General features: G+C 70.6%; 9 protein-coding genes, 2 tRNA genes and 2 pseudogenes. 3 read left to right on the top strand and 10 right to left on the bottom strand.

Annotated features, from left to right (window positions below; all coding sequences use genetic code 11):
- Positions 1 to 137: 137 nt before the first annotated feature.
- Positions 138 to 1784, top strand: a complete 1647-nt coding sequence (locus IE277_RS12250) for an AbeC-like domain-containing protein (RefSeq protein WP_189951492.1) — start codon at positions 138 to 140, stop codon at positions 1782 to 1784.
- 8 nt (positions 1785 to 1792) lie between these two features.
- On the opposite strand, the gene IE277_RS12245 is transcribed toward IE277_RS12250, so the two are convergent.
- The gene (locus tag IE277_RS12245; RefSeq protein ID WP_189951490.1) at positions 1793 to 2350 is read right to left on the bottom strand and encodes an HIT family protein; all 558 of its coding nucleotides are present in this window, start codon (positions 2348 to 2350) and stop codon (positions 1793 to 1795) included.
- 67 nt (positions 2351 to 2417) lie between these two features.
- Here IE277_RS12245 and IE277_RS12240 point away from each other — a divergent pair, with 67 nt between their 5' ends.
- Complete coding sequence (locus tag IE277_RS12240) at positions 2418 to 3074, top strand: potassium channel family protein (RefSeq protein WP_189951488.1); 657 nt, start codon at positions 2418 to 2420, stop codon at positions 3072 to 3074.
- 37 nt (positions 3075 to 3111) lie between these two features.
- Here the strand turns inward: IE277_RS12240 and thrS are convergent, their stop codons facing one another.
- From thrS to IE277_RS12225, 3 genes are all read right to left on the bottom strand, one after another.
- On the bottom strand, positions 3112 to 5088 hold the full coding sequence (gene thrS / locus IE277_RS12235; protein WP_189951486.1) for a threonine--tRNA ligase: 1977 nt from the start codon (positions 5086 to 5088) through the stop codon (positions 3112 to 3114).
- A 122-nt stretch (positions 5089 to 5210) separates the two neighbouring features.
- Entirely contained in the window at positions 5211 to 6452 is a 1242-nt protein-coding gene (locus tag IE277_RS12230; protein WP_189951484.1) for a hypothetical protein, read from the bottom strand.
- Positions 6449 to 7015: a DUF4365 domain-containing protein gene (locus tag IE277_RS12225; protein ID WP_189951482.1), complete on the bottom strand. Its 567-nt coding sequence runs from the start codon at positions 7013 to 7015 to the stop codon at positions 6449 to 6451. Before IE277_RS12225 ends, IE277_RS12230 begins: the two co-directional genes overlap by 4 nt.
- A 168-nt stretch (positions 7016 to 7183) precedes the next feature.
- Between IE277_RS12225 and IE277_RS12220 the strand changes: the two genes are divergently transcribed.
- The gene (locus tag IE277_RS12220) at positions 7184 to 7909 is read left to right on the top strand and encodes a 3'-5' exonuclease (RefSeq protein ID WP_189951480.1); all 726 of its coding nucleotides are present in this window, start codon (positions 7184 to 7186) and stop codon (positions 7907 to 7909) included.
- A gap of 45 nt (positions 7910 to 7954) precedes the next feature.
- On the opposite strand, the gene IE277_RS12215 is transcribed toward IE277_RS12220, so the two are convergent.
- The 6 genes and pseudogenes from IE277_RS12215 to IE277_RS12195 all read right to left on the bottom strand — a co-directional run bounded on the left by IE277_RS12215 (position 7955) and on the right by IE277_RS12195 (position 13492).
- Positions 7955 to 8026 (bottom strand) — tRNA-Val (locus tag IE277_RS12215).
- A 39-nt stretch (positions 8027 to 8065) separates the two neighbouring features.
- Complete coding sequence (locus IE277_RS12210; protein ID WP_189951479.1) at positions 8066 to 8512, bottom strand: SRPBCC family protein; 447 nt, start codon at positions 8510 to 8512, stop codon at positions 8066 to 8068.
- A 130-nt stretch (positions 8513 to 8642) separates the two neighbouring features.
- Positions 8643 to 10952 (bottom strand): annotated as a pseudogene (locus IE277_RS47070) (exo-rhamnogalacturonan lyase family protein); the annotation flags it as partial.
- Positions 10932 to 11682: pseudogene (locus tag IE277_RS47065) on the bottom strand (ABC transporter substrate-binding protein); the annotation flags it as partial. The pseudogenes IE277_RS47065 and IE277_RS47070, both read right to left, overlap by 21 nt.
- Before the next feature lie 145 nt (positions 11683 to 11827).
- Positions 11828 to 12838, bottom strand: coding sequence for an alpha/beta fold hydrolase (locus IE277_RS12200; protein WP_189951477.1), 1011 nt, complete (start codon positions 12836 to 12838; stop codon positions 11828 to 11830).
- Positions 12839 to 13420: 582 nt separating this feature from the next.
- Positions 13421 to 13492, bottom strand: a tRNA-Val gene (locus IE277_RS12195).
- Positions 13493 to 13536 lie beyond the last annotated feature (44 nt).

The raw sequence follows: 13536 nt of genomic DNA, 5'->3' as shown, positions 1-13536 counted from the left end.
ACGCTGATCACCTGATCGCGTCGTGCCGCAGCCGTCCGGTCGGACAGGCCGTCGATACGAAGGCCTGTTCAACAGGTGTGCGGGGCATGGAAGTCGGGAAGGCCGCAGAGACGACGCCGGCGGCCGAGGGGGCGGGAATGTCGTTGGGAACGGAGTGGGACGGGCCGCAGGTGCCCGTCTCGGGCGACGAGGGCCAGGCGGCGACCTCCGCGCTGGCCTCCGCGGCCTACCGGGACAGCCCGATCGAGGAGATCAAGAAGGCCGACAACGACTGGCACCAGTCGACGGTCAAGGCCGGCAAGATAGCGCTGCTGCGGCCCAATCTGGGTGAGGCGTTCTCGCGTGCCGTGGTCGCCCGGATGCTCGCTCCCGGCCGCAAGCCGCTCATCCAGTCCTTCGGCTCCGAGCCGCAGTTCGTGGTCGAGCACTGCCTCGCGGCGAACAACATCCGCCGGGAGCGCGACAACCGGCTGACCGCGGTGACGGTCCTGTCCGGCGTGCTCTTCCTGCCCGGCCTGCTCGGCTGGCTGCTCGTCTTCCAGCTGCGCACGTTCGTCGCCAAGCGCGAGGACAAGCGAGCGGGGACGCTCGCCACCGTCCTGCTGCTCGCCGTCGGCGTGGTCGCCGTGCTGTTCCTGATCAAGATGCCGTTCAACGGCTTCTGGGCGTGGTATGCGCGAGCGTGCGTCGCGCTGCCCGTGCTCGGCTGGTTCCTGGCCAAGCAGATCTGCGAGCGCGCGGCCAAGGACCTCCGGGCCCGCTGGGACGGCCTGCTCTCGGGCACCAGCGTCGGCGCCAAGATCCCCGAGGCCGTGCCGCAGGGCCCCGGCCAGACCGCGGCCGACGAGCTGCGCCAGTCGCTGGCCCGGCTCAGCGCCGAGCAGCAGTCCAACGCGGTCTTCTACGCCGGCCCGAAGGGCATACTCGGCATGGGCACCCGCTGGGGTTCCTGGCAGCTCGCCGAGGACCTGGTGTCCGCCGACCCGACCCGGGAGATCCATCCCTTCCGCAGCTGGGACGTCGTACGCGCGATCCATGACCAGCTCTCCCGGCTGGAGCGCGGCCCGCTGAACACCGGCGGCTTCCCCAAGCCGTCCATCAAGCACTGGATCGTCACGCCGATCGGCGAGAAGGCCACGGCGGTGTCCCGGCCCGAGGGCACCGATGTCGAGGCCTTCCAGGTCAAGCCGCACGCGATACAGGAGATCTGCAACAAGCAGCAGTTCGGCAGCGGCGACCGGCACTACCTGGGCGTGCAGTGGACGCTGTGGGACGGGCAGCTGATCCTCACCATGCTGATCACGGTGACGGTGCTGCACGAGACGCTGCGGATCGAGGTGACGGGACATGCGCTCGGACCGGTGAACTCGCTGTTCACCTCCAAGCCGGAGGCGCCGACCAAGGAGGTCTCCAAGTCCCTCAAGCCCTGGGAGACCCGCACGGTCAAGCTGCCCCTGGTCGGCACCGACGAGGTGGTGCGCCTCGCCACCCGCGCCCCGCTGACCTGGTATCCGCCGCTGCTCAACTGGCTCGGCGGCTCACTGGCCCTGCCCGAGCCGTTCGGTCTGCGGCACGCCTGGGCCGACCAGCCGTGGCGGCACCGCTTCATGGCCGACGACGCGCTGCGCGCGGCCACGCCCGTGCTGCGTGTGGTCCACTCGGCGGCGATCAGGGTGCTGGGCGAGAACGGCGTGGACACGGAGAAGTTCGGTACGCGTTCGGGCATCCTCAGCGGGTTGGTGCAGGACCCGACGCCGAGGAAGGCCGATCTGTACGACGCCTGAGGGATGCCCTACGCCGGCCAGGCCTCCGCCAGCATCTTCCGGGTGTCGGCCAGCAGCTGCGGCAGCACCTTGGTGTGGCCGACGACCGGCATGAAGTTCGTGTCGCCGCCCCAGCGCGGGACGATGTGCTGGTGCAGATGGGCCGCGATGCCGGCGCCCGCGACCGTGCCCTGGTTCATGCCGATGTTGAAGCCGTGCGCGCCGGACGCGGTGCGCAGGGCCGTCATCGCCTGCTTGGTCAGCTCGGCCAGCTCGGCCGTCTCCGGCCCGGTCAGCTCGGTGTAGTCGGCGACATGCCGGTACGGCACGGTCATCAGATGGCCGCCGTTGTACGGGTAGAGGTTGAGCACGGCGTACACATGGTCACCGCGCCGGACGATCAGTCCGTCCTCGTCCGACTTGGCCGGGAGGGAGCAGAAAGGACAGCCGTCGTCGGCCCCCGGACCGCTCGGCTTGTTCTCGCCCTGGATGTAAGCCATCCGGTGGGGCGTCCACAGGCGCTGGAACGCGTCCTGCGTCCCCACTCCGATCTGCTGCTCCGGCTCAGTCGTCATGCTAGGCAGCATATGGCTTCGGCCGTTCCCGGCGTGTCGCCGGGGCGTCCGGAAAGCTGTCTCCGGCCAAGCTTGGGCGGTGGACGACGACAGGCGCTACGGCCGCTGGGAACAGCGCACCGAGATTCCGCTCTTCACGGCGGCGGTAGTCTTCCTGGCCGCCTACGCGGTCCGGGTCCTGGCCACCGGCCTGCCCGCGTTCTGGCGGGATCTGTGCGGGCTGGTGATGCTCGTGCTGTGGCTGCTGTTCGCCGTGGACTACGCGGTGCGCTGGCGGCTCAGCGGGCTGGGGCCGCGCTTCGTCACCGCCCATGTCCTGCACACGGCGGTGGTCCTGCTGCCACTGCTGCGCCCGCTGCGGATCGTCCCGCTGTTCGACGTCGTGCAGCGCCGGCGCGGACAGCCCCGGCTCTCGCTGTACGCGCGGGTGATCTCCTACGCGGGCCTGTCCACCGTGCTGCTCGGCTTCTCCGGTGCCCTCACCGTCTACCAGGTGGAACGCGGGAAGCCCGGCACCACCATGCACACCTTCGGGGACGCCGTCTGGTGGGCCGCCTCGACCCTCAGCACGGTCGGCTACGGCGATGTGGTGCCGGTGACCTTCCTCGGCCGGGCGATCGCGATCGCGATGATGGCCTGCGGCCTCGCCCTGCTCGGCGCGGTGACGGGATCGTTCTCGTCCTGGCTGATGCGGACGTTCTACCGCGAGGGCGACGAAAGGCCCCCGGGAAGGTAAACCTCCCCGGGGGTCCTCGTACGGAGCGGGCGCCGGCTCAGACCTGGGCGCGCTCCTCGACGACCTGGGCGATCTTCGCGATGGCCTCGTCGAACGGGATGCCGTTCTCCTGCGAGCCGTCGCGGTAGCGGAAGGACACCGAGTTGTTGGACATGTCCTCGTCGCCCGCGATGACCATGAAGGGCACCTTCTGCTTCTGGGCGTTGCGGATCTTCTTCTGCATCCGGTCCGAGGAGGAGTCCACCTCGACGCGCAGACCCTTCCTGCGGGCCGCCGCCGCGAACTTCTCCAGGTACTCGACGTGGCCGTCGCCGATCGGGATGCCCAGCGCCTGGACCGGGGCCAGCCACGCCGGGAAGGCGCCCGCGTAGTGCTCCAGGAGGACCGCGAAGAACCGCTCGATCGAGCCGAAGAGGGCTCGGTGGATCATCACCGGGCGCTGCTTCGAACCGTCCGGGCCGGTGTACTCCAGGTTGAAGCGCTCGGGCAGGTTGAAGTCGAGCTGGATGGTCGACATCTGCCAGGTCCGGCCGATGGCGTCCTTGGCCTGCACGGAGATCTTCGGGCCGTAGAAGGCGGCGCCGCCCGGGTCCGGGACGAGGGGCAGGCCCTGCTTCTCGGCGACCTGGCGCAGCGTCTCGGTCGCCTCCTCCCAGACCTCGTCGGAGCCGACGAACTTCTCCGGGTCCTTGGTGGACAGCTCCAGGTAGAAGTCGGTCAGGCCGTAGTCGCGCAGCAGGCCGAGGACGAAGGTGAGGGTCTTGTCCAGCTCATGCGACATCTGCTCACGGGTGCAGTAGATGTGCGCGTCGTCCTGCGTGAAGCCGCGGGCACGGGTGAGGCCGTGCACGACGCCCGACTTCTCGTACCGGTACACGGTCCCGAACTCGAAGAGGCGCAGCGGCAGTTCACGGTAGGAGCGGCCGCGCGCGTCGAAGATCAGGTTGTGCATCGGGCAGTTCATGGGCTTCAGGTAGTAGTCCACGCCCTCGTCGAGCTGCATGGGCGGGTACATGCCCTCGGCGTACCAGTCCAGGTGTCCGGACGTCTCGAAGAGCTTCCCCTTCGTGGCGTGCGGGGTGTACACGAACTCGTAGCCCTCTTCCTCGTGCCGGCGGCGCGAGTAGTCCTCCATGACCCGGCGGACGATGCCGCCCCTGGGGTGGAAGACGGCGAGGCCGGAGCCGATCTGCTCCGGGATGGAGAACAGGTCCAGCTCGCTGCCCAGCTTGCGGTGGTCGCGCTTCTCGGCCTCGGCGAGGAAGTCCAGGTACGCCTTCAGCTCGTCCTTGGACGGCCAGGCGGTGCCGTAGATGCGCTGGAGCATCGGGTTCTTCTCGCTGCCGCGCCAGTAGGCGGCCGCGTTGCGCATCAGCTTGAACGCGGGGATCAGGCGGGTGGAGGGCAGGTGGGGACCGCGGCAGAGGTCCTTCCAGCACAGCTCGCCGGTCTTGGCGTCCAGGTTGTCGTAGATCGTCAGCTCGCCGGCGCCGACCTCGACGTCCGCGCCGTCGTCGTGCGAGGCCGAGCCCTTGAGGCCGATCAGCTCCAGCTTGTACGGCTCGTCGGCCAGCTCCTCGCGGGCGGCGTCGTCGGTGACCACACGGCGGGAGAACTTCTGGCCCCGCTTCTGGATCTCCTGCATCTTCTTCTCGACGGCCTTGAGATCCTCGGGCGTGAACGGCTTCTCGACGTCGAAGTCGTAGTAGAAGCCGTCCTTCACGGGCGGGCCGATGCCCAGCTTGGCCTCGGGGAACAGCTCCTGCACGGCCTGGGCCATGACGTGCGCGGTGGAGTGCCGCAGGATGTTCAGGCCGTCCTCGGAGGAGATCTCGACGCCCTCGACGGTCTCGCCGTCCTTGATCTCGTGGGCGAGGTCCTTCAGCTCGCCGGCCACACGCGCGGCGATGATCGAGCGCTCGCCCGCGAAGAGGTCGGCGGCCGTGGTGCCCGTCGTCACCACGCGTTCTTCCCGCTCGGAATCGCGTTGGATGATCACACGGACGTCTGACACCGGTCTCTCCTGACTGAAGGTGGGCTGCGGCGCCATACCAGGAGCGCGCGCACAGGCGATCGTACCGACCCGACGGCACCGACCGCGAAACGGTCACCCGCGGCCCCGGTGCGCGCACACCCTCAGTCCTGCTCCTCGTAGGCCTCCCCGCACGCCTCTTCGAAGAAGGCCGCTTCCTTGTCGGTCTCCTGGAAGGCCTTCATCAGCCGGTCCCGCTCGGCCTCGTCGACCTGCACGGGTACGACCCCGCAGGCGCCGGTGAGCCGGCGGAAGCCGCCCCGGCGCTCCAGCCGGCCGTGCACCCGCACCGGAAGTCCGACGAGATGGGCGTGGCCGGCTATGCGGTAGTCCTCCTCGTCCAGGGTGACGCGGACATGCGGCACCTCGGCGCCCGCGAGGACGCGCAGCCGTACGGTGCCCTCGCCGCCGGGTCCGGAGCGGCGCATGCGGACGACGGCGCCGGTGACACGGACCGGTACGGAGGGTTCCTCGCGCAGATAGCGGGCGGCGGCCTCGCGCAGGACGGGCAGGTCGCCGGGTGAGAACTCGACGGGTTCGGCGGAGGGGGCGCAGCCCTCGGGGACGCCTTCGCCGGGTGCCCAGGCGACGGCGACGCGGGCGCCCTCGGTGCCCCTCACGAGCGCGGCCAGCGCCTCGGTCAGCTCGCGGCTGACCCCGGCCTCGACGGCGCCGTCGAAGGCGTCCATGCCGCCGGTGGCCCGCTGGTAGTCGATGGCCTCGCGGGCGGCGTACAGGGCCTGGTGGAGGCGGACGGCGAGGGGCCGGCCGGTGGGCACGGGTGCGAAGGCGGTGAGGTGGCGGCCCTCGGCGGCGGGGCTGACGAGGACGTCCTCCAGCAGCGCGGCGGCGGCGCGGCGGTGCCGGGCGCCGTAGTACCCGGCCCGCGCGCGGGTGGCGAGCGCGGCGGCCAGCAGCATCTGCCGGGCGGCGCCGCGCAGTTGCTCGTCGGCCGTCCAGGGCGCGGCGCCGGCCGGTCCGCTCGGCGACTCACGCCACCAGCGGATCTCGTCGCTGGGCACGGCGAGGGAGATCAGCACCTCGCGGGCGGCCGGTGTCTCGCTGCGGGCGAGGGCGTCGAGGGCCTCGCCGAGCAGGTCGTCGCTGTCGGGGAAGGCGCGGCTCTCCGGCACCAGCAGGCTGGTCCCGCCGCCGCCCGGCCCCGGTGGGGTCCAGCGGCCGTAGCGTCCCGGGGCGCCGCCGCGCCGCTGCCAGCCGTGCCGGCGCAGCAGGGCGCCGAGCACGGCGGGGTCGACCTGTGCGGGGTCGGGGGGCCGGTGCCAGGAGAGGTCGTCGGGATGCGGCCGGACCTGGCGCGGCAGCTCCTCCTGCGGGCGGATCCTCATGGCCTGCCTCCCGTCCCGACCCGCGTCATGATCTCGCAGAGCGCCCGGTCGTCGAAGATGCGCGAGGTCGGTATGCGCACGGTGGTCCGGTGCCGGCCGGTGACGGCGTGGCCGGCGAGGTTGACCCAGTAGCAGCAGTGCCTGAGGTCGAGCCGGTCGTGGCTGGCGCGCAGCCAGTCGTCCTGCGAGCGCGGGACGAGCATGACGACCAGGATCTTGTGCACCGAGACCGGGGTGCGGGCGAGCTTGCGCAGGTGGTCGTTGTCGAGGGTGAAGGAGAAGGAGCGCCCGGGTGGGTTAGGCGCCACCTGGTACGTGGCCTTCAGCTGCACCTTGATCGTGACTTCGTCGTCGACGGTGTGTCCGGGTGCGCTGTGGCTGACGTGCCAGTCGATGCCGTTGTCCGGGAAGGGCTGGGACAGCGAGCATCCCGCCGCGGCGGCGACCGCGTGCAGATAGCCGACCTGCAAAGTCTCCATGCACGCCGTGGTGGCGAGCGTGCCGCGGACGGTGCCCGGACGATCGGGCAGCAGCCCGCCCCGCTCGGGCTGCGCTATGGCCATGACCAACAGCCTTCCAAGCAATGAGCGTCCCCGCTGCGGGCCGCTGAACTGCAAAGACCCGTACTCCTGTTGTCTCCTTGCGGCGTACGGCGCAAACGGCCCGGGTATCACCAAACGGGCAGAAGACGGAACGTCATCTGCGGTAGGTGAACGAGGAGTTGGGTTCAGATGACGACCTGGTACGAGGGGCCGCTGGCGGCCTTCGACACGGAGACGACGGGTGTGGACGTCGAGACCGACCGGATCGTGTCGGCCGCGGTCGTCGTCCAGGACGCGCCGGGGACCCGGCCGCGGGTCTGCCGTTGGCTGGTCAACCCGGGTGTGTCGGTGCCGGAGGCGGCGACGGCGGTGCACGGGCTGACGGAGGAGCACCTGCAGCACAACGGCCGCTGGCCGGCGCCGGTGATGTACGAGATAGCCGAACAGCTGGCGGAGCACGCGGCGATGGGCCGCCCGCTGGTGGTGATGAACGCGCCGTTCGATCTGACGCTGCTCGACCGGGAGTTGCGCCGGCACCGGGCGTCGTCGCTGGACCGCTGGTTCGAGTCGGTGCCGCTGCGGGTGCTGGACCCGCGGGTGCTGGACAAGCACCTGGACCGCTATCGCAAGGGCCGCCGCACGCTGACCGATCTGTGCGCGCACTACGAGGTGACGCTGCAGGGTGCGCACGAGGCCGCGGCGGACGCACTGGCCGCCTTGGATGTCGTCCGGGCCCTGGGCCGGCGTTTCGCGAGCCGGCTGGAGCGTCTCACCCCCGGCGAGCTGCACACACTCCAGGCCAACTGGCACGCGGCACAGGCCCGTGGGCTGCAGGCCTGGTTCGCGCGCAGCGGCTCGGAGGAGATCGTCAGCACGGACTGGCCGCTGCGCCCGGACATGCCGGCGGCGGCGTGAACACGCGGAAGGCCGGTCCGCGACTGCGGACCGGCCTTCTCCGGGTGGGCGATACTGGGTTCGAACCAGTGACCTCTTCGGTGTGAACGAAGCGCTCTCCCACTGAGCTAATCGCCCGGGAACGCACTGAACAATACAGGTCCGGGCGCCGATCCTTCAAACCGCTTCGAGGTACCTGGTCAGTCCCCGCCGTCCCGCGGCCATCATCAGCCGGTGGTTGAGGCGCAGGAGCGGCCTTCCCGGCACGGCGAGCCGCCTCAGCAGTGGCTTGCGCACGTCCACGACCTGGTCGTACCGGGCGAGGGTGCCGGGCCCGTCGGCGGTGACCGTCCAGCGGGCCCAGCCCTCGATGTCGCCCGACAGGGAGACCTGCAGGATGCCGGAGTCCCGGTCGTGCCGCGTCTCGCGTGCGGTGAAGGTCAGGTCGTACGGCAGGAACGACCGGACGGTGAGGACGCCGGTGGAGGCGTCCAGCCTGTTCACCGCCCGCACCTGTGGCCACCAGCGGGGATAGTCCTCGGGCCGCTCCAGTACGGCGTACACGGCCGCAGGCGGCGCGGGCAGGGACCACAGGCTGAGGAAGCGGTGGCGGTTCGGGTCCATGGGGGGGAGTCTGCCCGGCCGGACGCGGCGATCTGAGTACGCGTACTCAGGCATCGCACCGTGGCGCGGGCCACACTCGTGAGGCGAGCGCCGCCGCCCGTGCGACGGCGCTCCCCCCACCCCGCTGGTCGGGCATCCCGTCGCCGAGCAGCGCCAGGTTCTCGATGGCCGCGAGGTCGTAGAGCGCGGTGTCATTGCTGGACACCCAGCTCGTCTCGCTGCCCTCGACCAGGGTGACCGGTCCGGTCAGCCGCTCGGTCCGCCACGGCGAGGACTCGGTGTAGCCGTCGAAGCCGTAGCACTTGCTCCAGGCGCGCCGGGCGAGCGTGGCGTCACCGGCCTGTACGGCGGCGTAGGCGTCGAGTCGTGAATGGCCCTGGAAGAGCAGCAGGGTGCCGAAGTCGCTGCCGTGGCGGGCCGTCTGTTCGGCCTTGGTGGCGTTGAAGCAGCGGCAGTAGTCGAGGTAGGCCGCCTGGAACGCGGGCATGTCGACGAGGTGGATCAGCTCGGCGCACAGCTCGCCCAGGCCGAAGACCGCGGACAGGTGGGACACAGACACCACGGGCTTGTCGGCGACGGCGAACCTGCCGGTGTCGAGGTCGTACCGCCCGCTGCCCTGGACGAAACCGTTGGGCTGGGCGGCGATGCCCGCCATGGTGGACAGCACGCGCGCCTTGGCCTTCTCCCACTTGGGGCCCTTGCGTTCCCACTCGGTCAGCCAGGCCGAGACCAGGCCGCTCCAGTCCGTGCCGAAGCCGATGGACAGGGCGTGTCGGTCGGGCGTGTAGGGGGCGGCGCGGACCTTGCGCTGGGGGTCGAGGACGAGGAAGGTCTCGTCGGAGTCGACGTTGGCGTGCATGAGGTCGCCGACGCGTTCGTCGGCGGTGAGGAAGTAGTAGAAGCGCCGGTACGTCGTGTTGGCGATGCGCTGCTGTTTGGCGCTGTCACCGAAGTGCTGTACGCCGTGCCGGGTGCCGAGGCCCGCCCATGTGCCGAGGTGGTAGACGTCGGCCTCGCCGGTGTGTCGGGTCATGGCCTCGGCGAAGCGGAAGATGCCGGAGCGGCCGGAGCGCAGATACGCGTACCAGAGCCGCAGGTCGGGCGACAGCTCGGAGTTGTCCCAGGCGTAGCCGCCGATGTCGTAGCGCCAGACGTGCCGGGTGGCGTCGTAGGTGTGCATGATGTCGCCGTAGTCCCAGAAGCCGTACCAACGGCGCATCTCCACCTGGTCCTTGTAGTAGGTGAAGAGGAAGTCGAGGTGGTCCTCGATCCTCGCCCTGGCCGGGGTGGAGCGGTCCGGCTCGGAGTACAGGCCGGGGCCGAAGACCTTGGCTCTGATCAGCTGCCGGGGCGGGGCGGCGAGCTGGGGCGACACCCGTACGGCCGCGATCTGTCCGGCGAGGGTCCCGGCTTCCGGGGTGGAGTCGTTGGCCCAGAAGAGGAGCTCGGAGGTGCGGGCGATGCCGTAGGGGGTGCCGAACTCGGGCTCGTGGTCCTCGTAGGTGATGTTGAGGCCCTCCAGCTGCTCGGCGTAGGTGTCCTGGCCCATGCCGTCGCGGTAGAAGCGCAGGTCCATGGGCCGGGCCTCGGGGGACCAGAGCCAGAGGGTGACGGTGGCCTCGTCGGTGTGGGCGTCGCGGATGTCGAGCTGGGCGGGGAACTTCTCCCAGAAGTCCCGCAGCCCGAAGGAGAGTCCGCCGCTCACGCCGCCGACGTAGCCGAATCCGGAGGCCCGCCTGCCGCCGCCGGCGCCGATCCAGCCGTAGCCCTTCCTGGTGCGCTTGCGGACGGTGAAGCCGGCGGCGGAGAGCTGGGCGAGGGTGTAGTCGCCCCAGTGCGGGATGTACGGCAGACGGGTGGTGACGCGTTGGTCCCAGGCGGCGGGGTCGGGCAGCTTCCCGCCCGCGTACTGGGCCGCCTGGACGGCCGCGCCGGGGTCGCGGCGCAGCCCGGTGACGCCCTGGACGGCCTCGCGCAGCAGCCCGGTGCCCTCGCCGCCGATGCGGATGTGCCGGTCGTACGCGGCGTCGCGCATCGGCACCGTGAAGCGGACGCCGAGCCCGCGGACGAAGTCGCCGCTCGCCTTGCCGGGCTCCTGTTGTCCGTCGTAGGTGATGGTGTGCACCATGCGGAAGCAGTCGGCGCCGGCGTAGAAGTGGAGGCGGAGGGAGAACGGCAGCCAACCGCGGTCGCCCTTGCGGTGCTTGCCGTCGACGCGGACCACCGCGCGGACCGGGCCGTCCTGTTCGACGCTCACTTCCTCGACGGCGCCGTCGAACCGCTCGGTCCGCACCGTGCCCTGGTCCTCGTCCTCGATCTCGGGCTGCCGGATCAGCACGAGCCTTCCGTCCTTGGCGATCTCGGTGGACCCGCGGGTGACGGACTTGATCAGGGTGGAGCCGTTCTTGCCGATCCTCGCGGTGATGACGCCGGCCTTGACCCGGTTGGTAGCCGTCGGTCCACCACTCCGTCAGATCGGCCCTGTCGAAGCCGAGTCCGTCCTTGGTGTAGAACGCCTTGCCGTTCTGGCGGAGGTAGAGGTCGTACAGATACATGATGCTGAAGCAGCCGGTGTCCCCGGGGACCTTCGTCCGGTCGTGGATCGTCTTCCGTGCCTTGAAGTAGTCGTCCCACGTCCAGCCGGTGTGCGGCTCGACGCCCGCCTTCCGGAAGACCTTCTTGTCGACGACGAGCGCCATGGTGTTGGAACCGACGGGAATTCCGAGCCGCTTTCCGTCGACGTCGCCGCCCTTCGTCACACCGTCCCGGAAGTGATCCAGAGTCAGATTACCTGCCTGAGCCTGTGCCGTGAGATCGAGGAGAATTCCTCGCTTGTCGTACTTCCGGAGGAAGGTGACGGCATTTTGGAAAACATCCGGGGGATTTCCGCCGACGGCCTGGGTCTGGAACTTCTCCCAGAACGATTGATACGTCTGAAAGTCGGTCTTGACCTTGATCTTCGGATACTTCTTCTCGAAGAGCGCGATGGTCCGGTCGATCTTCTTGGCCCGCTCCTCGGCACCCCACCACGAGTAACGGATCGTCACCGTCCCGTCCCCGGAACCGCTTTCGCCGCCCCAGCCGGCGGTCGCGGTGAGCCCGAGCGCGGCCGCCGAGGCCCCGGCGGCCTTCAGGAGCGTACGCCTCTCAAGATTCCTGCCGGTTCCCATGGTCGGGCCCTCCCTGCAGCGTCCTCATGTATCGGCCTCACGGACCGGCTCATGAATCGTTTCAAGTAAGCGCTTGCCGGCGTAAGGTGCAGTGGGGTCTGAGGTGCGTCAATGACACGGACAGGATTTTCTTGCCGCGGCGAGGTCAGCCGGGCAGGGCGGCGAGCCAGTCGATCAGGATCCGGTTCGTCTCCTCGGGACGTTCCTGCTGGACGAAGTGGCCGCAGCCGTCGAGGATGTGCGAGCCGAGGAGGCCGGGCAGGGTCTCGGGGTACGCCGCGACGGCGTCCGCCAGCCAGGCGAGCGAGGCGTCCAGGCCGCCGCCGATGAACAGCGAGGGCTGCCTGATCGGGGCGCCCTCGCGGTCGGCCAGGTCCGCCCAGTCCCGGTCCATGACGCGGTAACGATTCAGCGCCCCGGCCATGCCGGTCCGCTCGAACTCCCCGGCCAGGAAGTCCAGGTCGTCCTCGCCCAGCCAGGCCGGGAGCGGGCCTGCGGGGAAGCGTTCGCGCAGGGTGCCGCCGCGGCCGACGAAGTGCGGGTCGGGGGCGCCGGGTGCGGGCATGGTGCCGGCGGACAGGGCCGCGTGGAAGCCCGCGAGCCAGCCGCGTACGTCGGGCTCGATCTCCGCCTCGGCGCGGCCCGGCTGCTGGAAGTACGCCACGTAGAACTCCTCGTCCCCGCCCATGCGCGCGAAGACCTCGCTGGGCCGCGGGCCGCCGGGCGGGCTGTACGGCACCCCCAGCAGGGCCACGGCACGGAACACGTCGGGCCTGGTCAGTGCGGAGGTGGCGGCGATCGTGGCGCCCCAGTCGTGCCCGACGACCACCGCGGACCGCTCCCCCAGCGCCTCCACCACGGCGACGTTGTCCGCGACCAGGTCGAGCATCCGGTACGCGTCCACGGCCGCCGGCCTGGAGGAACGGCCGTACCCGCGTACGTCCACGGCCACGGCGCGATAGCCGGCGGCGGCCAGGGCGGGCAGTTGATGCCGCCACGAGTACCAGGACTCCGGAAACCCGTGCACCAGCAGCACGAGCGGGCCGCGCCCCTGCTCCACGAGATGCACCCGCCCGGCCGGCGAGGGCACGAGGCGATGGATGAGGGGGTGGGGGGCAGTCGGGGGGAGGGGAACGGGGGGTGGGGTTTCGGGCACGAGGGCTCCTGGGGGTGGGCGGGGGCGCTGGGTGCGCGGGGGTCGGCGGACGGGGTCGGTTCGGGGCAGATGTACGAGGCCGGTCCGCTGTGGTCCAGGGCACGGGTACGGGGTCGGCCAGCTGTGGTCCCGGGCGCGGGTACGGGGTCGGCCGGCTGTCGGTCCAGAGGGCGTGCGTGGGGGCAGGTCGAGACGGGCGGGCGGCAGCTCGTGCGGCTCGTGCGGGGTCGGGAGCCGGCGGTTCCGTGACCGGGAGGTGGTGCGGTGCGGGCAGGGCCTGTGTGGACGATGGTGCGGTGGGCGGGCCGGTGGGCACGAGAGATGTTGCCGGTTCGGCAAAAGGCGGGATGCTCGCACGATTCTCGGCGCGGGGTGCCCGTACGTTCGGCCCGTCGTGCTCATCGCCGTACAGCCCGTCACGCGCCCGTCATACGGCTCGTCCGAGCCACTCAGCCAGCTCGTCCGCCGCCGCTCAGCCAGCCCTCGGCGGAGCCCCTCGGTCGGCTCGCCGGAGTGCGGGCGGCTCGGGGGCGGATACGCCGACGGCCCACCGCAGTGTGGCGGGTGGGCCGTTGGTCCGGGTGGGCGATACTGGGTTCGAACCAGTGACCTCTTCGGTGTGAACGAAGCGCTCTCCCACTGAGCTAATCGCCCGGGCGCAGGAAGAACATTACCCCATGTCAGGGGGTGCTTCCGAC

It is taken from the genome of Streptomyces alanosinicus (assembly GCF_014650595.1).
Taxonomy (GTDB): domain Bacteria; phylum Actinomycetota; class Actinomycetes; order Streptomycetales; family Streptomycetaceae; genus Streptomyces; species Streptomyces alanosinicus.
The sequence above is the reverse complement of the archived record's forward strand: the minus strand, read 5'-3'. Positions and strand labels throughout refer to the sequence as shown.